We start from the raw sequence: 20,021 nt of genomic DNA on the forward strand, positions 1-20,021 counted from the left end.
CATGAACGCTTTGTTGTGGTGGCTGTTCAGCTTGGCTTGTCGTGCCACAGCGCTTGCCAGCCGTCGGCTCCCAACCGTTGCAGCGTCTCGATATTGCGCCGGTAGATGCTGTCGGTATCGCTCATCACGTCCATCGCGCGTTCGATGCTCGATTCACGCAGCAGGTGCAGGGTGGGGAATGGCGAGCGGTTGCTGAAGTTCTCGACGTCGTCCTTGGCGCTTTCGGCGAACTGGTAGTCGGGATGGAAGCTGGCGACCTGCCACTCGCCCTCCAGCCCCAACGTCTGCACCGCCGCATCGGCCACATCGAGGAAGTCGTTGTAATCGAGAAAATCCGTCAGCACGAACGGATGGATCAGCAGGCCGGTTTCGCATTCGTCCGGCGTCAGCGCGTTGAGCGACTGCAGCTCGCCGCACAGATCGTCGAGCAGCGCATCGGTATCGCGCGCATGGCTCACCCGCATGCGCAGCTTGCCCTGCACATGCGGTGCGCGGGCGAACGGACACAGGTTGAGTCCGATCACCGCACGTTCCAGCCAGCGCGTGGTGGCGGCGATGTACGGCGCATCCTCGGGCAGCGCATCGGCGTTGAGGCTGGTGGACGGCGGCGTGTCGGTCATGGGTTTTCCTGAATGGCTGGCGGCGCCGACTATAGCGCCATGCGATGGAAGCGCTTCGCCCTTGCATGAAGCGTAGCGCGCCCGGATATAGGATCGGTCTGTTCCATTGTCCCGGGCCACCCATGTTCAAGCTCCATTTCGACAACGCGTTCGTTCGCGAGCTGCCCGGCGATCCGGAGCAAGGCGCGCGCCTGCGCCAGGTCGAAGCGGCGCTGTATTCACGCGTCGATCCCTCGCCGGTTGAGGCGCCGCAGCTGCTGGCGCATTCGGTGGAGATGGCGGCGACACTCGGTTTCAGCGAGGCTGAGGTCGCTACGCCGGAATTTGCGCAGTTGTTCGGCGGCAATGCGCTGCTCGATGGCATGCAGCCGTATGCGGCGAATTATGGCGGTCATCAGTTCGGCCACTGGGCGGGACAGCTCGGCGACGGCCGGGCGATTTCACTGGGCGAGACGATCAACGCCGCCGGCGAGCGTTGGGAACTGCAGCTGAAAGGTGCCGGGTTGACGCCGTATTCACGTGGCGCGGACGGGCGTGCGGTGCTGCGTTCGTCGGTGCGCGAGTTCCTGTGCAGCGAAGCGATGCATCATCTCGGCGTGCCGACCACGCGCGCATTGAGCCTGGTCGATACCGGTGAGCTGGTCGTGCGCGACATGTTCTACGACGGCCACGCGAAACCGGAGCGCGGCGCAGTCGTCTGCCGTCTGGCGCCTTCGTTCATCCGCTTCGGCAATTTCGAATTGCCTGCTTCACGCGGCGATACGGCGCTGTTGCAACAGCTGGTCGATTTCACCATCCGCCGCGATTTCCCGGAGCTGAGTGGTCAGGGTGAGGCGCTGTACGCGGAGTGGTTTGCACAGGTGTGCGAGCGCACCGCCACGATGATCGCGCACTGGATGCGCGTGGGCTTCGTGCATGGCGTGATGAACACCGACAACATGTCGATCCTCGGCCTCACCATCGACTACGGTCCGTACGGCTGGGTCGACAACTACGATCCGGACTGGACACCGAACACGACAGACGCGCAGCGCCGCCGCTATCGCTACGGCCAGCAACCGGACGTGGCGTGGTGGAATCTGAGCCGTCTGGCCGGCGCATTGGCGCCACTGTTTGCCAGTGTCGAGCCTTTGCAGGCCGGGCTGGATCGCTACGCGGCGACCTATGCTGTTGCCGATCGCGCCAACATCACCGCCAAACTCGGTCTGACCGAATGCCGCGATGACGACGTGGTGCTGATGCAGTCGCTGCAGACGCTGATGCAGCAGGCCGAAATCGACATGACTTTGTGGTTTCGTGCGCTGGCCGACGTCGATGCACGGGCGCCGACACTGGAACCGTTCAACGATGCGTTCTACGACGAGACGAAACGACGCGAAGCGGAGCCGGCGCTCAACGACTGGCTGACTCGTTATGTCGCCCGTCTCGCCACCGATCCACAATCGGCCGAACAACGCCGGACGCGCATGCGCGAGGCCAATCCACGCTACGTGTTGCGCAATTATCTGGCCCAGCAGGCGATCGACCGGGCTGAACAGGGCGATCCCGGCGGCATTACGGAATTGCTCGACGTGATGCGGCGCCCTTACGACGACCAGCCCGGTCGCGAGGCATACGCGCAGAAGCGCCCGGACTGGGCCCGGCACAAGGCTGGCTGCTCGATGCTGTCGTGCAGTTCGTGAGCCGAAAAGCACAAAGGCCGGCATGGTCGGCCTTTGAATCTTGCGAATGGTGCCCTCGAGACGATTCGAACGTCCGACCTGTCCCTTAGGAGGGGACCGCTCTATCCAACTGAGCTACGAGGGCAGCGGCGGGATTTTCGCATGGATCGCCCGGTTCTTGCTCGATGGTATCCACAGGTGACGTGCCTGCACCGTTGCCTGTGTCATGCCCCGATTCCTCGATGTCATGGTCCAGGCAGGCGACGCATTTCATCGTTCCGGCCAGTGCCACGCAGGCTCATCCAGCAGACGCTGTCCGGCGATCTTGGTTTGGCTGAGATCTTTTTCCAGATGGATAATGTTGCACTCAGGCATGCTTTCCAGCGCGGCAATCAGGCGTGGAGCATGCGATACAACCCAGACCTGGCTCCGCTGTGACGCCTTCACGATCAGTCGTGCCAGAGCAGGCAGCAGATCGGGATGCAGGCTGGTTTCCGGCTCGTTCAATACCATCAGTGGTGGTGGGCGAGGCGTATGCAGTGCGGCGATCCATAGCAGGTAACGCAAGGTGCCATCGGACCATTCGGTGGCTTCCAGCGGCCGCAGAAGTCCGTGCTGGTTGAACCGGAGGCTGAAGCGCTCGTCATCGATGGCGACCTGTACTTCTGCGCCAGGAAAGGCGTCCTCCACAGCATGGTCGAGCGCCCGCGCATCACCTATCTCGCGGATCGTCTGCCAGGCGGCGGCGAGATCGTGCCCGTCGTGGCTGAGTACGGGTGTGCGGGTTCCTGTCTGCGCCCGGCGCGCGGGTGCCTCGGCGTCGGAGCGGAAGTGGTCGTAGAAGCGCCAGCCGCGTATCGACTCGCGCAGTGACAGCACCTCTGCCGCACGCTCCGGGTCGGCCAGTTGCGAAAAGATGCTCTCGAAACCATTCAGATGTTCAGCGGCGACGCGCCAGTGCTTCCCGTCCCGCACGCGAGCCACCGCACCATGTCGATCGACCAGCGTATTTGATGGTCGCAGGAACGGACCGGACCAGATGACTTCTCGCTTGATTTCTGGATCACGATGGAACGCCGAAGACGACGGCGTGGGCAGCCCCAGATCGATGGCATAGCCAAAATCCTCGCCTGCAAAGCCCAGCTTGAGCGCCACCGGCTGCTGGCGCGGGCCGCCCTGTACTGGCATTTCGCCGCGTTGCATGGCGGACGTGATGTTCTCGGGGCCTGCCCACAAGGTCGATGACAGGCCGCCTTCGCGTGCCAGTGCGCTGATCACGCCGCCCTGCGCTGTTTCTGCCAGCAACCGCAAGGCGCGGTAAAGGTTCGATTTTCCGCTGCCGTTGGCGCCGGTGATCAGATTCAGCCGGCCCAACCGTAGCGTCAGTGAACGTAGCGAACGGTAGTTGGCAATCGCCAGAGTGTTCAGCATGGGGAGAAATCGTTGATACGTATCAGCGTTTTACCACTCTCGCAGAGCTTCCATTGAAGTCGATGCATGCGTCTTCGATCCCTGTGAAGGTGCGTGTGGGTAATATGCCATCCACTTGCGTTGCGGCGGAGCTTCCGTCGCCTGTTATCGCAGGTATCGGATGTCGTTGCCGTTTCCGGGACGTCGGGCGGGCAGCAGCATGCGGGCGAAGCTGCCCTGTTAGAATGGCGGTTTCCCATTCCCCATGGCGCCCTGTCGCCATGCAAGTCCAGGAGACACCATGTCCCACGCCATCCTCAACGCCCTCGGCCTCCATGGCGAGCAGTCCGGTACGTACCTCGGCCAAGGCGAGTGGTCGAAGACCGCCGACGCCGGCGCGTTGCAGCCGGTGAATCCGGCCACCGGTGAAGTGCTCGGCACCGTGCATGCCTCCAGCGCTGCCGACTACGAAATCATCGTCAAGCGCGCGCAGGCCGCCTTCAAGGTATGGCGCACGACGCCTGCGCCGGCGCGTGGCGAAGCGGTGCGCCTGTGCGGCGAAGCGCTGCGCAAGCACAAGGATGCGTTGGGTTCGCTGGTCGCGCTGGAGATGGGCAAGATCAAGCCCGAGGGCGACGGCGAAGTGCAGGAGATGATCGACATCGCCGACTTCGCGGTGGGCCAGAGCCGCATGATGTACGGCGCCACCATGCACTCGGAGCGCCCGGGCCATCGCATGTACGACCAGTACCATCCGCTGGGCTTGGTCGGCATCATCAGCGCATTCAATTTCCCGGTTGCGGTGTGGGCGTGGAATTCGTTCCTGGCCACGATCGCCGGCGACATCTGCATCTGGAAGCCGTCGCCGAAGACGCCGCTGTCGGCGATCGCCACCATCCGCATCTGCAACGAGGCGCTGAAGGCCGGCGGTTTCCCCGATCTGTTCTTCCTGTTCAACGATGCCGGCACCGATCTGTCGCAGGCGTTCGTCGACGACAAGCGCATTCCGCTGATCAGCTTCACCGGCTCGACCAAGGTCGGCCGCATGGTCGGTGAGCGCGTGGCGCAGCGCATGGGTCGTTCGCTGCTGGAGCTGGGCGGCAACAACGCGATCATCCTCGACGAAAGCGCCGACCTGAAGCTGGCGATTCCGGGTATCGTGTTCGGCGCCGTCGGTACCGCCGGCCAGCGCTGCACCACCACCCGCCGGCTGTTCGTGCACGAGTCGATCTACCAGAACGTGCTGGAGACCTTGGTCAAGGCGTACAAGCAGGTCGAAGGCAAGATCGGCGATCCGAACCTGTCGACCACATTGATGGGTCCGCTCAACAGCTCCGAAGCGGTGCAGGGTTATCTTGTCGCAGTGGACAAGGCCAAGGCGGCCGGCGGCACGATCGCCACCGGCGGCGCGGCGCTGACCGATCGCAAGGGCAACTTCGTGCTGCCGACCATCGTCACCGGCATTGCGAACTCGCATGAGGTCGTGCAGACCGAAACGTTCGCGCCGATCCTCTACGTGATGCCGTTCAAGACGCTGGACGAAGCGATCGACATGCAGAACGACGTGCCGCAGGGCCTGTCCTCGTCGATCTTCACCAACAACCTTCGCGCGGGCGAGCAGTTCCTGTCGGCAGCCGGTTCGGATTGCGGCATCGCCAACGTCAACATCGGCACCTCGGGTGCGGAGATCGGCGGCGCTTTCGGCGGCGAGAAGGAAACCGGCGGTGGTCGCGAGTCGGGTTCGGACGCGTGGAAGGTCTACATGCGCCGCCAGACCAACACGATCAACTACTCCGATGCATTGCCGCTGGCGCAGGGCATCAAGTTCGAGTTCTGAGCAGATGCAACCAGGCTACGGGCCGCGTTGTCGCCCGTAGCCGATGACAATGCATGCCGGCGCTGATCCACTTCGACCTGATCCATTTCGACGTGCCCCACCTCGACCGAGTGAGCGATCCGATGAGCTATCAACCGTCCTACCGGCCCGCTGCCAGCACCAGTTCGCTGGCAATCGTGAGTCTGGTCTTCGGCATTCTTACCTGGTGCCTGCTGCCGTTCATCGGCGCGATCGTGGCGATCATCTGCGGGCATATGGCGCGCAGTGAAATCCGCAAGGCGGCTCCGGAGGCCGTGATCGAGGGCGATGGTATGGCTATCGCCGGGCTGGTGCTTGGTTACGCGCATCTTGCGCTGGTCGTGCTGGGCATGTTCGTGCTGATTGCCTTCGGCTTGGCCTTCCTGCACTGGCACTGAGGCAACCTGATGGCTGCCATCCGGCCCTCCGCTTCTTTTGATTTTCAGGGTTATCGCGTCGTCGTCGCCGGCGGCAGCCGCGGCATCGGTCGCAGCATGGCGCTGGCTTTTGCCCAGGCTGGTGCCGCCGTGTCGATCTGCGCACGCGGCGCAGCGTCGCTGGAAGAAGCCCGCCAGGCGATCGCCACGCTGGGCGCCACCGTGCATGCGCAAAGCTGTGACCTGGCCGATGCGACAGCGATCGACGCCTATGTGGCGAATGCCGCCGCTGCGCTCGGCGGCATCGACGTGCTGATCAACAACGCCAGTGGCTACGGCTTCGACGAGAGCGACGAGGGCTGGATCGCCGGCTTCAACGTCGACCTGATGGCGGCCGTGCGCGCATCGCGTGCGGCGTTGCCGTATCTCAAGACATCACCACAGCCGTGCATCCTGCACACCAGCTCGATTGCGGCCTTCCGTCCGCGCGCCAGTGGCGCGCCTTATGCGGCGGTGAAGGCAGCGCTGAGCCAGTACACCACCTCGCAAGCACTGGCGCTGGCTGAGCATCGCATCCGCGTCAACGCGATCGCACCGGGTTCGATCGCGTTTGCCGACGGCCTGTGGGAGCGCCGCAAACTCGAACAGCCGCAGCTTTATCAGGCTACGCTGGCGAAGATTCCGTTCGGCCGTTTTGGTCGCCCGGAGGAAATCGCCCATGCTGCGTTGTTCCTGGCCTCGCCATGGGCCGGCTGGATCACCGGGCAGACGCTGGCGGTCGATGGCGGCCAGATGCTCAATGGCTGACCAGACAGGACGGATGACATGAGTGACCTGCACTCCACTGCGCGCTTCAGCGACCGCGTCGACGATTACGTGCGCTACCGGCCGGACTATCCGCCGGCGCTGCTCGAATGGCTGCAGCGCGAGCAAGGTGTCGGTGTGGATTGGCGGGTCGCGGATGTCGGCGCCGGCACCGGCATCTCGTCGAAGCTGTTTCTCGATGCGGGCTATCGCGTGACCGCAGTGGAGCCGAATGCGCCGATGCGCGCCGCCGCCGAACGCTGGCTGCAGGCTTACGAAAATTTCGACGCTATCGACGGCAAAGCCGATGCCACCGGGCTGCCTGATGCCAGCGTGGACCTGGTCACCGTGGCGCAGGCGTTCCACTGGTTCGACGAGGAAACCACGCGACGCGAGTTCGCGCGCATCCTGCGCCACGGCGGCCTGGTCGCGATCTGGTGGAATTCGCGCCGGCTGATCGGTACGCGTTTCCTCGAAGGCTATGAGGCGTTGCTGCAACAGTTCGGTACCGACTACACCAGCGTAGCCGAGCGCTACGCCGACGATGCACGGATGCGCCACTGGTTCGGCGTCGGTTTCCGCGGCAGCGCCAGTTTCGAACATGCCCAGCGGCTGGATTTCGAGGCGTTGCGCGGGCGTCTGATGTCGTCGTCGTATGCGCCGCAGGCCGGACACCCGCAACACGAACCGATGCTGCAGGCGCTGCGCGAACTGTTCGACAGCTGTGCCGAGCACGGCACGGTAAGCTTCGACTACGACACCCGCATCTTTGCCGGACATATGGGCTGACCCATGTACGACTACCTGCGCCCGCTGCTGTTCAAGCTCGATGCCGAAACTGCGCATCGCGTGACCATGTATGGACTTGGCGTGGCCCAGCGCAGCAACTTCGCGCACTGGATCGCCAAGCCGCCGGCCGACTTGCCGACCACCGTGTTCGGCATCACCTTCCCAAATCCGGTGGGCCTCGCCGCCGGGCTGGACAAGAATGCCGACCACCTCGACGCGCTCAACGCGCTCGGTTTCGGCTTCATCGAAGTGGGCACGGTGACGCCGCTGCCGCAGCCGGGTAACGACAAGCCGCGCATGTTCCGGCTGCCGCAGCACGAGGCGATCATCAACCGACTCGGCTTCAACAACGGCGGCGTCGATGCGCTGGTGCGCAACGTGCAGCAGTCCAGCTATCACGGCGTGCTCGGCATCAACATCGGCAAGAACAAGGACACGCCGAACGAGAAGGCGGTCAACGACTACCTGACCTGCCTGCACAAGGTCTACGAGCACGCCAGCTACATCACGGTGAACATCTCCTCGCCGAACACCCAGGGGCTGCGCGACCTGCAGCAGGAAGCCACGCTGTACAAGTTCATCTCGCTGTTGCGCGCGGCGCAGGAACGGCTGGGTTCGCAGCAGGGCCGGCGCAAGCCGATGCTGCTGAAGATCGCGCCGGATCTGAGCGAAACCGAACTCGACGCGATCGCCGAAGTATTACTGCGCACCGGCATCGATGGCGTGATCTGCACCAACACCACCATCGACCATGCAGCGGTGGCCGATGATCCGCATGGCGGTGAAACTGGCGGGCTGTCCGGCAAGCCGCTGTTCGAGCGTTCCACCGCGGTGCTCGCCGGCATGCACAAACGCTTGCAGGGGCGCATCCCGTTGATCGGCGTGGGCGGCATTCTCGATGGCAGCGATGCCGCCGAGAAGCTCGACGCCGGCGCCTCGCTGGTGCAGGTCTATTCGGGGCTGATCTATCGTGGGCCACATCTGGTTGGCGAATGCGTCAACGAAATCCGTCGCCAGCGCGAGGCTGCCAATGCCGGTTGAACAGGTAGACATGGGTGGTTACACGCTCATCGAAAACGCTTCGCTGGCCAATCGCAACACGTTGCGCGTGGCCGCACGGGCGACACTGCTGGCGGAGATCCGCGACGCCAGCAAGCTGCCCGAGCTGCTCGACTTTCCGGCCGTGCGCAACGGACGCCTGTTGGTGTTGGGCGAAGGCAGCAATGTGCTGTTCACCGGCGATTTCGACGGCACCGTGCTGGCGATGGAAACCCGTGGCGTCCAGGTGGAAAGTGATGGCGATAGCGCACGCATTGCCGTCGCCGCCGGTGAGCGCTGGGACGACTTCGTGCGCTGGACCCTGGGCCACGGCTACGCCGGGCTGGAAAACCTGATCCTGATTCCCGGCACTGTCGGCGCCGCGCCGATCCAGAACATCGGTGCGTATGGCTGCGAAGTGGCCGAGTTCATCGAAAGTGTGGAAGCGTGGGATATCCGCGAGTGCCGCGTGGTGACGCTGGATCATGCGACCTGCGCATTCGCCTACCGCGACTCGCTGTTCAAGCATGAACCTGGCCGTTACATCGTCACCGCCGTGCGTTTCGTGTTGCCGCGCAGCCGTCCGCTGCGTACCGACTACGCCGGTATCAACGAACAACTGGCGCGGATGGGCGTGGACAAGCCCGCGCCGTTCCACGTGGCCGAGGCAGTGGTGCACCTGCGTACGAGCAAGCTGCCCGACCCGGCGGTGATCGGCAATGCCGGCAGCTTCTTCAAGAATCCGATCATCGACGCCGCGCTGGCTGATGCACTCAAGCGTGAGCATCCCGGACTGGCCGTGTGGCCGCAGCCGGACGGCCGCTGCAAAGTTTCCGCTGCCTGGATGATCGAGGCCGCTGGTTTCAAGGGTATCCGCGAAGGCGATGCGGGCATCTCCAATCGGCACGCGCTGGTGCTGGTGAATCATGGCAAGGCGACGGGGCCGCAACTGTGGGCGCTGGCGGAGCAAGTGATGCACGGTGTGCGCGACAAGTTCGGTGTCATGCTGGAGTCGGAGCCGGTGGTGATCGGCGCGCGCTGAGTCTTTCTTGTAGGAGCGTGCCCTGTGCGCGATGCTCTGCATTGCTTTGATTGATTTCAAGCGAAGAGCTTTCGTGCTCCTGCGGAGCCCGAGTCACTTTTCTCTTGCGTGGCCAAGAGAAAAGTAACCAAAAGAGAAGGCCACCCCGCTTGGCGCTTGCCGCCCATCCATGGGCGGCAAGTCCGTGAGGGCCGGCCGGGTTTTTCGACAGGACTCCTGTCCTGACGAAAAATGATCGGCATCCATGCCGATCACCGCTGCGCGGCCTGTCGTCCGTCCCTCACCGCCGCACAGGGGCCCCGGGTAGAGCAGCGGGCCATCCTGGCCCGCACTCGGTACGCAACCGCTTCGCGGTTGCGAGAGCTGAAGAGCCGTAGCCAGACGTCGAATTGAAGTATTGGTTTCTGCTGCTACGAATGTTTGCGATCGCCAAGAAGCAAATGGTCACCGTTTAGGTTCACCTGCATCTTGGCGACGACGCGAAGCGGCTGCAGGGGCTTTGGGTGGAGTTGCTGATTGGGCGTCTCCATCTAAGCTCGCATCAGACTGCTTCTTCTGGCGTGCAACGTCTGACGGCCATTGCATGTGCAGCGATGTTTCCCTCACGCGAATATGAAAATTGCTCATAGTTGCTACGTATGGGGCACGCCTTTCCGTGCTCAATGTCATCGATAGCTTTCTCTGACTCATCAATCGACGACAAAGTATCCTCGTAGTATTCGGAGAACGTACTATCGGTGTTCATGGCCTCGACAATTTTCTTAAGATCAAAAGGTCGAGTGCTTCTCCAATGACGAGGCCAATCCAAAATCAGTCCACTAGCTTCGCGCACGGAAGACTTCTTCATTTGCTGACTAAACGAAAGAGCGAAGCGCTTAGGGATCGTTTGACTAACAAATGAACTACACATCCCAGCACCAATGAACTTTTGATCATGCTCCAGTAGGTTCGCGTCGATGATTGGCTGACCTAAGAAGATGTTTCTTTCCTTATCCAAAATGGCATCACCAACAGCCAGCGCGCCTCGAAGTGGTAAGCCTACTTGCAAGCTTCGGCACATCAATTCGCTGCAGATTTCCAAAAATGCGTCGCACGGGATTGGCTGAAAAAGCCAGTCATGGTTCGAATCTTTGGACAGCTTCTCCAGCTCGTCCTGAGTGCGCACATGCAGGTCGGTCCAAGTGTAGTTAGCCCAGACCACGAAGGTATCGCTGGCATAAGCAGCGTAGACTTTTGTTATAGGTAAAATTTCACCGCCGGCGCACCAATAAGGACCTTCTTTCGGGAAAAATGTCTTCGTCTTCGCCATGTGCTCATCTCGTTTAACGACGATATCGATGAGCGCCCTGTATCGAGCGGTAATTTCCTCAAGGCCGAATTTTTCGAATCTCCTTTTGAAGCCTAGGACATCAAAAATCCCAACGGCGTAAGGGCGCGCGATGACAGGGTTCATCGCAGAAATTCCACCAAGATTGTCCTGATCCTCAATCATCTGACACCCAACGCTTAGTAGCCCCTAAAAATCCAGGGTACGCAAAGGATGGTGCGAGCCTTGAATCATGACGTCAAGGATAGGGATTCCTGTGCAACAACATGGCTTGGTCGATAGTCGGAATGTCAATTGCGGTGCGCCGTTGGCCGCGCCACAGAGATGACTCAGATCTTTCAACCGTTGCTGTTGTTCTGCTTTGCCTTTGCTCTGCTTTGCTTTGCTTTGCTTTGGCTCTTCTGAAGAGTGCGGGCCACGATGGCCCGCTGCTTTACCGGGGCCCCTGTGCGGCGGTGAGGGGCGGACGACAGGCCCGCAGGGGGATCGGCAGGGATGCCGATCATCTTTCGCCAGGACAGGAGTCCTGTCGAAAAACCCGGCCGGCCCTCACGGACTTGCCGGGCAGGATGCTCGGCAAGCGCCAAGCGGGGTGGCCTTTCTCTTTGGTTAGCTTTCTCTTTGGCCACACAAAGAGAAAGTAACTCGGGCGCCGTAGGCGCACGAAAGCTCTGCACTTAATCAAAAAAATCGAGCAAGACCATCGCGGCTGAAGCCGCTCCTACAAAAGAACTACGCGTGAGCCCGCTTCTCGATATTCGGCAAAAACACCGTAATCAACCCCATCAACGGCAGATACGCACACAACCGGTAGACATACTCGATGCCATGCGCATCCGCCAGTCCACCAAGCACGGCCGCACCAATGCCGCCCATGCCGAACGCGAAGCCGAAGAACAAACCGGAGATCATGCCGACGCGCCCGGGGATCAGTTCCTGTGCGTAGACCAGGATTGCCGAGAACGCCGAGGCCAGAATCAATCCGATGATCACGGTCAGCACGCCGGTCCACATCAGGTTCGCGTGCGGCAGAAGCAGGGTGAACGGCGCCACGCCTAGGATCGATACCCAGATCACCCACTTGCGCCCGATGCGATCGCCGATCGGGCCGCCGATCAGCGAGCCGGCGGCCACCGCGAACAGGAACACGAACAGGTGCACCTGCGCGCTCTGCACCGATACGCCGAACTTGTGGATCAGGTAGAACGTGTAATAGCTGCTGAGGCTGGCCAGGTAGAAATACTTGGAGAAGATCAGCAGGCCGAGGATCGCCAGCGCGCCGATGATCTGGTTGCGTGTGAGCGACACGACGGTCAGATGACGCGCCGCCGACTTGCTGCGCGCGACATGATGCTGCCCATACCAGCGGCCGACCTGCAGCAGCACCACGATCGCCAGCAGCGCCGCCAGCGAGAACCACGCCACGCTGCCGCGCCCGTGCGGCACGATGATCCATGCGGCCAGCAGTGGGCCCAGCGACGCGCCGGTGTTGCCGCCGACCTGGAACAGCGATTGCGCCAGGCCATGTCGGCCGCCGGAGGCCATCCGCGCCACCCGCGAGGATTCCGGATGGAATACCGACGAGCCGGTGCCGACCAGCGCGGCGGCGACCAGCAGGATCGGGAAGTTCGGTGCCACCGCCAGCAGCAACAGGCCGCATAGGGTGAAGCCCATGCCCACCGGCAGCGAGTACGGCATCGGCCTGCGGTCGGTGACCATACCGACGAGTGGCTGCAGCATCGAGGCAGTGAGTTGGTAGGTCAGGGTGATCAGGCCGACCTGGGCGAAGCTCAGGTGGAAATCGCTTTTCAGGACCGGATAGATCGCCAGCAGCAGCGACTGGATCATGTCGTTGAGCATGTGCGCGAAGCTGATGCCGCCAAGCACACCAAAGGCCGTGCCTTCGGCCGGAATTGCTGTCGGTGGGGTCGTCGGCTGAACCGGCAGGCTCGCCTCGTCGACGCGGGTATCCATGGGGACTCTCGGGGATGGGGGAGGGTTGGCGCGCATTGCATCGCCAGGAGCGCCACTTTAGAGTGGCCGGTAGCGGCCCGCATGTATTGCTGGGTCAAATGTTGTCGAATTCGGGCCAAGATCCCGCTCATCATGCGCAATACCCGCGTCACCCACTACGAAGACACCCCGCGCGACGTTGTCATCACCGGCAACGACTATCCGCCGCACTACGTGCTGCCGCGTCATGCCCACAAGCGCGGCCAGCTGCTGTACGCAGCCACTGGCGTGGTCACGGCAATCACCGACGAAGGCAGCTGGGTGGTGCCGCCGCGTCGCGCGCTGTGGATACCGGCAGGCGTGGCGCACGAGGTGCGCATGAGTGGTGCCGTATCCACGCGAAGCGCCTATGTGCGGGATGAAGCGTCCGCGCTGCTGCCGACGCATTGTCGGGTGATCGGGGTATCGCTGCTGTTGCACGCCTTGCTGCTGGAAGCGGTGGACCTGCCCGCCGAGTACGCGCTGGGCGGGCGCGACGGCCGTGTAATGGCGCTGTTGCTGGACGAGATTGCCGCGATGCCGGCGCTGGCGCTGAACACGCCGCTGCCACGCGATCCGCGGCTGGCCCGTCTGTGTCGTGCCCTGATCGCCGCGCCGGCGCTGGAAATCGATATCGACGCGATGGCGCACAAGGCCGGCATGAGCCGACGCAGTTTCACCCGGCTGTTTCGCCAGGAGACTGGCATGAGTTTCAGCGCATGGCGCCAGCAGGCGTGCCTGCTCGCCGCGCTGACCCGGCTGGGCGGTGGCGATTCAATCACCCAGGTCGCGGTGGATCTCGGCTACAGCAGTGCCAGCGCATTCACCGCGGCGTTCCGGCGCGTGCTGGGTGCAGCGCCCAGCCGTTACCTGGCAGCGGACGAACGGTGGCGCCGTGACGCCATTGATGCATGAAGCTCCTGAATAACCCGTGTCACCTGGTAGTCAGAAAACTGCAGCATACTGACCAATGCAGCACCATCGCGGTGCGCCGATCCGGCCGTCACCCGCGGTGCGCTACCGTGATTGAACGCACTCGTCCCTTGCCAGAGCTGGTGTACCGATGAACAGCCGCATCATCCGCGAGACCTCGCCACCCGACGCTTCCGTGCCGGCCGCCAACGATGCCGTGTCGGCGACGCCGGCGGTGGATCTCACCGACAATCGCCTGTACATCCACCGCGAGCTGTCGCAGCTGCAGTTCAATATCCGCGTGCTGGACCAGGCGTTGGACGAGCGCACGCCGCTGCTGGAGCGGCTGAAGTTCCTGCTGATCTTCTCGCGCAACATGGACGAGTTCTTCGAGATCCGCGTGGCCGGGCTGAAAGGCCAGATCGCGCTGGATCACGAGATGATCGGCGCGGACGGCATTCCACCGAAGCGCGCCCTGGCCGAGATCAGCGAGATCGCGCACAAGCAGATCGAACGGCAGTACGCGATCCTCAACGAGCGCATCCTGCCGGAGCTGGCCGGGCAGGGCATCCGCATCGTTCGCCGCACCCAGTGGACGCACAAGCAGAAGTTGTGGGTACGCCGCTATTTCCGCGAGGAAGTGGCGCCGCTGATCACGCCGATCGGGCTCGATCCGACCCACCCGTTTCCGCTGCTGGTCAACAAGAGCCTCAACTTCATCGTGCGGCTGGATGGCGTCGATGCATTCGGCCGCGATTCCGGCCTGGCGATCGTGCCGGCGCCGCGCGTGCTGCCGCGGCTGATCCGTTTGCCGCTGGAGATCTGCGAGGGCGGCGACAACTACGTGCTGCTGTCCTCGATGATCCACGCGCATGCGGAGGAACTGTTCCCCGGCATGACCGTGCTCGGCTGCTACCAGTTCCGGTTGACCCGCAATGCCGACCTCACGCTCGATCCGGAAGACGTCGAGGATCTGGCGCTGGCGCTGCGCGGCGAGCTGTATTCGCGCCGCTTCGGCGATGCGGTGCGGCTGGAAGTAGCCGACAACTGCCCGAAGGATCTGGCCGACTACCTGCTCAGGCAATTCGGCCTCAACGAGTCCGAGTTGTACGAAGTGAACGGCCCGGTGAACCTGGCGCGGTTGTTCCGCATCGCCAGCGAGGCGGGTTATCCGCAGCTGCAATATCCGCCGTTCACCCCGGTGCTGCCGAAGGTACTCAAGCACGCCGAGGACCTGTTCCAGATCATCGGCAAGCAGGATGTGCTGCTGCTGCATCCGTACGAATCGTTTTCGCCGGTGGTCGACCTGCTGCGCCAAGCGGCGAAGGATCCGCAGGTGCTGGCGATCAAGCAGACGCTGTACCGCACCAACGCGAATTCGGAAATCGTCGATGCGCTGGTCGACGCGGCGCGTGCCGGCAAGGAAGTGACCGCGGTGGTCGAGTTGCGCGCGCGTTTCGACGAGGAGTCGAACCTCACGCTTGCCTCGCGTCTGCAGCAGGCCGGCGCGATGGTGATCTACGGTGTCGTCGGCATCAAGACGCACGCCAAGCTGATGCTGATCCAGCGCCGCGAGGGCAGCGAGCTGGTGCGTTACGCCCACATGGGCACCGGCAACTACCACACCGGCAATGCGCGGCTGTACACCGACTACAGCCTGCTCACTTCCGACGAGGCCTTGTGCGAGGATGTGCACAAGCTGTTCAGCCAGCTCACCGGCATGGGCAAGGTGCTGCGCATGAAGAAGTTGCTGCATGCACCGTTCACGCTGAAGAAGACCCTGCTCGAACTGATCGCGCGCGAGACCACGCACGCCGCCGCCGGCAAGCCGGCGCAGATCGTCATCAAGGTCAATGCGCTGACCGAGCCGAAGGTGATCCGTGCGTTGTACAAGGCCAGCATCGCCGGCGTGCAGATCGAGCTGATCGTGCGCGGAGTTTGCTGCCTGCGTCCCGGCGTGGAGGGCGTCTCCGAAAATATCCGCGTACGCTCGATCATCGGCCGTTTCCTCGAACATAGCCGTGTGTATTGGTTCGCCAACGATGGCGAGCCGCAGCTGTACCTGTCCAGCGCCGACCTGATGGAGCGCAACCTGGATCGTCGCGTCGAAAGTGCATTCCCGATCGAGGGCAAGAAGCTGCAGCAACGCGTGCGCAATGCACTGGATCTCTACCTCGCCGACAACACCAGTGCATCACTGCTGCAAGCTGACGGCCAGTACCTGCGCCCAGCGACGACCAGTGACGAGCCGGTCCGTGATGTGCAGGCCGAGCTGCTGGAAAAACTGTGCGGGACAACGGCCGGCAACAGCCGCTAGACAGGTTGTTGCCTGGCCAATGCGTGGTCCGGATTTTCTCAGTGGGTGGGCTGCAGGTGCTGTGTCATCCAGCTCACCCAGCGCCGGTATACGTCGGTGGTGCGCACGATGTCCTTGGGGAAATGCGTGTCCGCCGGATAAGCGTAGAACTCCACCGGTACGCCGTTGTCGCGTAGCGCGTGATACCACTCATAGCTGTTCACCAGCGGCACGTTGGGGTCGCCCACGTCGCCCATGATCAGGGTCGGCGCGGTGACATTGTGTGCATAGGCGATGGGTGATTGTTCGCGCCAGATATCGTGGTCCTTTGTCGTCCACGGCGAGCCGCCGAAGAAATAGGTGTCGCCGGTCTGGTAATACGAGATGGTGTAGTCCATGACCCAGTCCGTCAACGCGGCACCGGATACGGCGGCTTTCCACACCGGGTAGTGCCCGGTCAGCCAGGTGGTCATGTAGCCACCGTACGACCAGCCGCTGACGCCGATGCGCTGCGCATCGACGAAGCCGAGCTTCTGCACCGCATCCACGCCTGCCATCACATCCTTGCCGGGACCGACACCGGTGTCGCGGAAGATCGCGTGCTGGTAGGCGTCGCCGAGATTGATGCTGCCGCGATAATTCGGCTGAAATACCGCGAAGCCCGCGGCAGCCAGCAGTTGCGGCAATGCTGCGAACTTCACCGTGGATGCCGCTTCCGGGCCACCGTGAATCACCAACGCCAATGGATAGGATTGTCCGCGCTGGTAGCCCACCGGATAGGTCAGCACACCATCTTCGTGGAAGCCGTCCGATCCCTGCCATTCGATCGATTCGGTGCGGCCCAGTGCGAGGTTGTCGACGAACGCATTGAGGTTGGTGAGCCGGCGCGGTTTCGCGCTCACCGAATCCATCACATACAGCTCGGCCGGATGCGTCGTGGTGCTGCCGACGAAGGCCAGCGCCCCGGTTTTCGACACGCTCACATCCGCACCAGCTTCCACTTCGCCAAGGTCGAGCTTCTTCGCGGCGCCCGTCAGCGGTTGCTCCCACAGCACCGAGTGAGTGCCATCTTCGCCTGCCAGCACGAGTGCCTTGCCGTGCGGCAGCCAGACGTAGCTGTTGAAGTTGCGCGCCGATGCCTCGGTGACATCGCGGCTGTTGCCGTCCGCCGTCACGTAGACCGCATTGCCGTTGTTCTGATCACCGTTGCGCGGGCGCATGAAGGCGAAGCTGTCGCTGTCTGGCGCATACATGGCATTCACCGCGCCTTCCGCCGGTACCAGTGTGTGCGGCTCGCCGCCACCGGCATCCACGGCGGCAATCACCGAGTGGAATGACGGCCCCCAGTACGCGCCGGGAAAGCGCGTGAACGCGATGCTGCGGCCGTCACGACTCCATGTCGGTACTGGTGCGTTGTCCTGCTGGTCGGTCTGCAGGCTGTAGCTGCCCCGGGTGAGTTGTTTCGCGGTGCCGCCGGCACTGGGCACCAGCCACAGGTGCCATGGCGTGAGGGTGGCGCGAGTGAGGAAGTGGTTGTCGGTGACCTGGAATGCGTCGTCGTGTTCCTTGATGGCTTTCGCGTTGGCAGGTTCGTCCTCGCTGACGAACGCGATTTGCTTGCCATCTGGACTCCAGCTGTACGCATCCACGCCGCGCTTGGTCTCGGTGATACGCAACGCATCGCCGCCGTCCATCGGCATCACGTAGAGCTGTCCTTCTTTCGTTTCCGCATCCTTGGCGATGAACGCCAGCCGCGCGCCATCCGGCGACCAGCGCGGCGACGAGAGCCCCTCGCGTTTCCAGGTCAGTGCGCGCCGGACGCCGCTGGCGACATCCACCAGGTCGAGTTCCTGCTGGCTCTTGTCGGTCTTCCAGTCCGGCGTCGACACGACCACCGCGATGCGTTTGCCGTCCGGTGAAATCTGTGGCTCGCTCAGGCTCACGACCCGCTGCAGGTCGTTCAACTGGAATGCCTGCGCAGTCGTGGCGGCATGCGCCGATAGCGACAGCGCAAACACGCAGCATGCCGCGTACGCAAAATAACGAGTGGACTTCATGGCAGCACTCCCGTTCTGAACGCGCAACTGACGTGACGGCGTGCCAGGCATGTCGTCACGCCACAAAAGATCGGCTATTTCTGCAGGCAGATTCCCGTTGGGAAGACTGGCACGTTCCACCGCTTCCGGAAAAGTGCTTGGCAAGGTCTGCCCGGGTCAGACGGCCGGATGGGGAGTAGGCTTCTGCAATCCAAGTCAAAGTCCGCGAGGTCAGCTTGAACGCATCGACACTACTGTGGGGCGTGTTGTTCGGGTCGATCGGATTCGGTTTTCTCCTGTACGGAAAGAAACAGCGCGCGATCGTTCCGCTGGTCTGCGGACTGGCGTTGATGGTGTTTCCGTATTTCGTGTCGCGTACCGGCCTGCTGATCGTCATCGGGATTGCGCTGATGGCGATCCCCTATTTCGTCAGGGTGTAGGCATCGGGTGTAGTGCCGCCCAGCGCGCACGAAAAAGCCGGCGCAAGGCCGGCTTTCCGTCAATCGTAAAATCCGTGGTGGAGCGGATGGGGATCGAACCCACGACCTCCACGATGCGAACGTGGCGCTCTCCCAGCTGAGCTACCGCCCCACGGAAGCCGCAAATGTTAGCAGTGTGCGCCGGTTTTCGCCAAGCCCTGCGTTCGACCCTGGTCGGGATCAGCCGGGCAGCAGAGCGGCCAGACGATCGTGCAGCACCTCGCGGCGCCAGCCTTCGAGGAACTCGGGCCATTCGGCGGTGACCACGTATTCCTCCAGTACTTTGCGCGGGCAGAGCAGGCCGGGTGGCAGGTCGAGTTCAACCGCGAGACTGTCGATCAACTGCTTCATTTCGCCGAGTGCTTTCTTCGCCTCGCCTTGTGGGTGGCCGGGGATGCGTACGGTGGTGGCGATTTCCTCGACGCTGACGGCGGGTGCGAGCAGCTCGAACAATTCGCTGCGTTGGGCCGAGCGCAATGCACGCTGGCCACGGCCGCGTTGCTCGAGATCGGCGAGGCTGGCTGGCGGTTGCTGCGCTAGGCTCAGCGCCAGCGTGTCGTCGAGCAGCCACGGGCGCGGCACGTCGAGGCGACGTGCGCTGCGGTCGCGCCACTGCAGCAGTCGGCGCAGCAGGGCTTGTTGTGCGGCCGGCCATTCAGCGGCGCCGCGCATCGCGCGTTGCGGCTGCGGGTCGCCGTCGCGATGGCTGGCGCGGCTTTTCAGGCGTTCGCAGTCCTCGGCGTGCCAGGCGCTGCGGTCGCGTTGCTGCAGGCGCTCGCTGAGTTGCTCATGGATGGTTTTCAGATACACCACATCCAGCGCGGCATAGCTGCATTGCGACGCAGTGAGCGGACGCTGCAGCCAGTCGGAACGGGTCTCGCCCTTGTCCAGTTCCACCCCGGTCAGCTCGGCGACCAGTGCGCGGTAGCTGATGCCCAAGCCCATGCCGACGAAGGCGGCGGCGATCTGCGTATCGAACAGGATGTGCGGACCATCCGGCAGCAGTGGCGAAAGGGTTTCCAGATCCTCGCTGGCGCTGTGCATCACGGTGACGGCCGGGCCGGCGCCGAGCAGCGGCTGCAGCGCGTCGCCGATCTCGAACGCGAGTGGGTCGATCAGTGCATGACGGCCGTTCCATCCCAACTGCAATAGCGCCAGCTGCGGATAGAACGTATTGCGACGCATGAACTCGGTATCCAGGCCGACCGCGGCGTCCGCGGGTATCGTGGCCAGCCACGCCTGCAGCGCGTCGCGATGATCGATCCACTCGGCGGCGGCGGTTTCGGGCAATGACATCGATATTCCTTGAAAGGCGCAGGGCGCGGATTGCCCTGTCGGCGGTTTGTGCCTATGGTGGACGGCGCACGATAACAGGCCGCACCA

Annotated in this window: 16 protein-coding genes and 2 tRNA genes; 10 read left to right on the plus strand and 8 right to left on the minus strand. The window is 63.0% G+C overall.

The window, feature by feature from the left end; genetic code table 11:
• Positions 1-26: 26 nt before the first annotated feature.
• Complete coding sequence (locus IE071_RS03980) at positions 27-620, minus strand: DUF1415 domain-containing protein (RefSeq protein ID WP_189439849.1); 594 nt, start codon at positions 618-620, stop codon at positions 27-29.
• A 122-nt stretch (positions 621-742) separates the two neighbouring features.
• Between IE071_RS03980 and IE071_RS03985 the strand changes: the two genes are divergently transcribed.
• Positions 743-2,302 (plus strand): protein adenylyltransferase SelO, encoded by a 1,560-nt coding sequence (locus IE071_RS03985; RefSeq protein ID WP_189439850.1) that lies wholly within the window; start codon positions 743-745, stop codon positions 2,300-2,302.
• A gap of 47 nt (positions 2,303-2,349) precedes the next feature.
• Here the strand turns inward: IE071_RS03985 and IE071_RS03990 are convergent.
• Together IE071_RS03990 and IE071_RS03995 are read right to left on the minus strand one after the other, a co-directional pair.
• Positions 2,350-2,426: transfer RNA gene (locus IE071_RS03990), tRNA-Arg, on the minus strand.
• A gap of 125 nt (positions 2,427-2,551) precedes the next feature.
• A complete protein-coding gene (locus tag IE071_RS03995; RefSeq protein ID WP_189439851.1) occupies positions 2,552-3,712 on the minus strand; it encodes an AAA family ATPase in 1,161 nt (386 codons plus the stop codon).
• A 280-nt stretch (positions 3,713-3,992) separates the two neighbouring features.
• Here IE071_RS03995 and amaB point away from each other — a divergent pair, with 280 nt between their 5' ends.
• From amaB to murB, 6 genes are all read left to right on the plus strand, one after another.
• Positions 3,993-5,528 carry an L-piperidine-6-carboxylate dehydrogenase gene (gene amaB / locus IE071_RS04000; protein ID WP_189439852.1) on the plus strand — a complete coding sequence of 512 codons (1,536 nt, stop codon included), beginning with the start codon at positions 3,993-3,995 and terminating at the stop codon, positions 5,526-5,528.
• Between the two features lie 122 nt (positions 5,529-5,650).
• Positions 5,651-5,944 carry a DUF4190 domain-containing protein gene (locus IE071_RS04005; protein WP_189440888.1) on the plus strand — a complete coding sequence of 98 codons (294 nt, stop codon included), beginning with the start codon at positions 5,651-5,653 and terminating at the stop codon, positions 5,942-5,944.
• Positions 5,945-5,953: 9 nt separating this feature from the next.
• Positions 5,954-6,730: an SDR family NAD(P)-dependent oxidoreductase gene (locus IE071_RS04010; RefSeq protein WP_189439853.1), complete on the plus strand. Its 777-nt coding sequence runs from the start codon at positions 5,954-5,956 to the stop codon at positions 6,728-6,730.
• A gap of 18 nt (positions 6,731-6,748) precedes the next feature.
• Complete coding sequence (locus IE071_RS04015; RefSeq protein WP_189439854.1) at positions 6,749-7,516, plus strand: class I SAM-dependent methyltransferase; 768 nt, start codon at positions 6,749-6,751, stop codon at positions 7,514-7,516.
• Between the two features lie 3 nt (positions 7,517-7,519).
• Positions 7,520-8,557, plus strand: coding sequence for a quinone-dependent dihydroorotate dehydrogenase (locus IE071_RS04020; protein ID WP_189439855.1), 1,038 nt, complete (start codon positions 7,520-7,522; stop codon positions 8,555-8,557).
• 10 nt (positions 8,558-8,567) lie between these two features.
• A complete protein-coding gene (gene murB / locus IE071_RS04025) occupies positions 8,568-9,596 on the plus strand; it encodes a UDP-N-acetylmuramate dehydrogenase (RefSeq protein WP_189440889.1) in 1,029 nt (342 codons plus the stop codon).
• 541 nt (positions 9,597-10,137) lie between these two features.
• On the opposite strand, the gene IE071_RS04030 is transcribed toward murB, so the two are convergent.
• Together IE071_RS04030 and IE071_RS04035 are read right to left on the minus strand one after the other, a co-directional pair.
• Positions 10,138-11,049, minus strand: a complete 912-nt coding sequence (locus IE071_RS04030; RefSeq protein ID WP_189439856.1) for a hypothetical protein — start codon at positions 11,047-11,049, stop codon at positions 10,138-10,140.
• A 606-nt stretch (positions 11,050-11,655) separates the two neighbouring features.
• Positions 11,656-12,897 carry an MFS transporter gene (locus IE071_RS04035; protein ID WP_189439857.1) on the minus strand — a complete coding sequence of 414 codons (1,242 nt, stop codon included), beginning with the start codon at positions 12,895-12,897 and terminating at the stop codon, positions 11,656-11,658.
• A 132-nt stretch (positions 12,898-13,029) separates the two neighbouring features.
• Between IE071_RS04035 and IE071_RS04040 the strand changes: the two genes are divergently transcribed.
• Together IE071_RS04040 and ppk1 are read left to right on the plus strand one after the other, a co-directional pair.
• Positions 13,030-13,830, plus strand: coding sequence for an AraC family transcriptional regulator (locus tag IE071_RS04040; RefSeq protein ID WP_189439858.1), 801 nt, complete (start codon positions 13,030-13,032; stop codon positions 13,828-13,830).
• Positions 13,831-13,978: 148 nt separating this feature from the next.
• Complete coding sequence (ppk1, locus tag IE071_RS04045) at positions 13,979-16,144, plus strand: polyphosphate kinase 1 (protein WP_189439859.1); 2,166 nt, start codon at positions 13,979-13,981, stop codon at positions 16,142-16,144.
• A gap of 38 nt (positions 16,145-16,182) precedes the next feature.
• Here the strand turns inward: ppk1 and IE071_RS04050 are convergent, their stop codons facing one another.
• Positions 16,183-18,180: a S9 family peptidase gene (locus IE071_RS04050; protein ID WP_189439860.1), complete on the minus strand. Its 1,998-nt coding sequence runs from the start codon at positions 18,178-18,180 to the stop codon at positions 16,183-16,185.
• A gap of 215 nt (positions 18,181-18,395) precedes the next feature.
• Between IE071_RS04050 and IE071_RS04055 the strand changes: the two genes are divergently transcribed.
• On the plus strand, positions 18,396-18,599 hold the full coding sequence (locus IE071_RS04055) for a hypothetical protein (protein ID WP_189439861.1): 204 nt from the start codon (positions 18,396-18,398) through the stop codon (positions 18,597-18,599).
• A 75-nt stretch (positions 18,600-18,674) separates the two neighbouring features.
• Here the strand turns inward: IE071_RS04055 and IE071_RS04060 are convergent.
• Together IE071_RS04060 and rnd are read right to left on the minus strand one after the other, a co-directional pair.
• A tRNA-Ala gene (locus tag IE071_RS04060) sits at positions 18,675-18,750 on the minus strand.
• Positions 18,751-18,818: 68 nt separating this feature from the next.
• A complete protein-coding gene (gene rnd, locus IE071_RS04065) occupies positions 18,819-19,934 on the minus strand; it encodes a ribonuclease D (RefSeq protein WP_189439862.1) in 1,116 nt (371 codons plus the stop codon).
• Positions 19,935-20,021: the final 87 nt, after the last annotated feature.

Origin of the sequence: Rhodanobacter panaciterrae (assembly GCF_014651895.1) — a bacterium.
GTDB lineage: Bacteria > Pseudomonadota > Gammaproteobacteria > Xanthomonadales > Rhodanobacteraceae > Rhodanobacter > Rhodanobacter panaciterrae.

Coding starts and splice junctions, on each gene's coding strand:
- IE071_RS03985 (WP_189439850.1), top strand. CDS start 743: ATGTTCAAGCTCCATTTCGACAACGCGTTCGTTCGCGAGCTGCCCGGC.
- IE071_RS04050 (WP_189439860.1), bottom strand. CDS start 18,180: ATGAAGTCCACTCGTTATTTTGCGTACGCGGCATGCTGCGTGTTTGCG.
- ppk1 (WP_189439859.1), top strand. CDS start 13,979: ATGAACAGCCGCATCATCCGCGAGACCTCGCCACCCGACGCTTCCGTG.
- IE071_RS04020 (WP_189439855.1), top strand. CDS start 7,520: ATGTACGACTACCTGCGCCCGCTGCTGTTCAAGCTCGATGCCGAAACT.
- IE071_RS04010 (WP_189439853.1), top strand. CDS start 5,954: ATGGCTGCCATCCGGCCCTCCGCTTCTTTTGATTTTCAGGGTTATCGC.
- amaB (WP_189439852.1), top strand. CDS start 3,993: ATGTCCCACGCCATCCTCAACGCCCTCGGCCTCCATGGCGAGCAGTCC.
- IE071_RS04040 (WP_189439858.1), top strand. CDS start 13,030: ATGCGCAATACCCGCGTCACCCACTACGAAGACACCCCGCGCGACGTT.
- IE071_RS04035 (WP_189439857.1), bottom strand. CDS start 12,897: ATGGATACCCGCGTCGACGAGGCGAGCCTGCCGGTTCAGCCGACGACC.
- IE071_RS04015 (WP_189439854.1), top strand. CDS start 6,749: ATGAGTGACCTGCACTCCACTGCGCGCTTCAGCGACCGCGTCGACGAT.
- rnd (WP_189439862.1), bottom strand. CDS start 19,934: ATGTCATTGCCCGAAACCGCCGCCGCCGAGTGGATCGATCATCGCGAC.
- murB (WP_189440889.1), top strand. CDS start 8,568: ATGGGTGGTTACACGCTCATCGAAAACGCTTCGCTGGCCAATCGCAAC.
- IE071_RS03995 (WP_189439851.1), bottom strand. CDS start 3,712: ATGCTGAACACTCTGGCGATTGCCAACTACCGTTCGCTACGTTCACTG.
- IE071_RS03980 (WP_189439849.1), bottom strand. CDS start 620: ATGACCGACACGCCGCCGTCCACCAGCCTCAACGCCGATGCGCTGCCC.
- IE071_RS04005 (WP_189440888.1), top strand. CDS start 5,651: ATGAGCTATCAACCGTCCTACCGGCCCGCTGCCAGCACCAGTTCGCTG.
- IE071_RS04030 (WP_189439856.1), bottom strand. CDS start 11,049: ATGAACCCTGTCATCGCGCGCCCTTACGCCGTTGGGATTTTTGATGTC.